Raw genomic sequence first — 677 nt, 5'->3', positions numbered from 1 at the left:
CCCTCGGTCTCTGAAGAATAGTCGATGTCTGCGTCCGGCTTTGCAGTCCGGGCGGTTGCTTGGTTTGGGTTATGTGGGTTGAGGTTTCAGGGTGTGCGGGGCGCTTGGCGTCAGGCGGGTTCTGGTGGCGCGAGGGCATGGAAAAGGAAGCGTAATAGCCCTTGCCGGGAACAGGACGCCGGCAGGGTAACGATGATGCGGGTCTTCTTCTCGACGATGGTGGCAGCGAGCTTGACGAGATTCAGGCGGAGCGTGTCGAACTGGGTGCGGCGCCACGGTGATCGCTTTGGACAGGCCGCGCGGAGGGTCCACCAGATCCAGTAGGCGGCACCATGCAACATCAGGCGCATCTGATTGGCGTTGGCTTTCGAGCACGATGTCCGGTCAGCGGCGAGATGCGCCTTCCAAGCCTTGATGTGGTTCTCGGCCTGGCCTCGGGCGGAGTAGACCTTCTCATAGAGATGCTTGCCGCGGCCCCCCTCGAGATTGGTGACGATGTAGCGTGTGTCCCGCCCCCTTGGGCTGACCTCGACACGCGCGATGACACGGCGGGGTTTTGACCAGGACCGGGCTGCATAGGAGAAGGTTTTGAAGCGGCGCTGCTTTTGACCGGGATGGCGGGCGTATCGCTCCGCGGTAGACGCCTCCAGAGGCAGGATGTTTTCAGCCAGACGGCT

General features: G+C 62.3%; 1 protein-coding gene. It reads right to left on the bottom strand.

Going from position 1 to position 677, the window contains the following annotated elements:
• Window positions 1-110 precede the first annotated feature (110 nt).
• The coding region (locus ACOI1H_RS26065) for a transposase (protein WP_422441261.1) at window positions 111-677 on the bottom strand (567 nt) is incomplete at its 5' end.

It is taken from the genome of Loktanella sp. DJP18 (genome assembly GCF_049310965.1).
Lineage (GTDB): Bacteria > Pseudomonadota > Alphaproteobacteria > Rhodobacterales > Rhodobacteraceae > Loktanella.
Note: the sequence above shows the minus strand (reverse complement) of the source record. Positions and strands in the feature narration are given on the sequence as shown.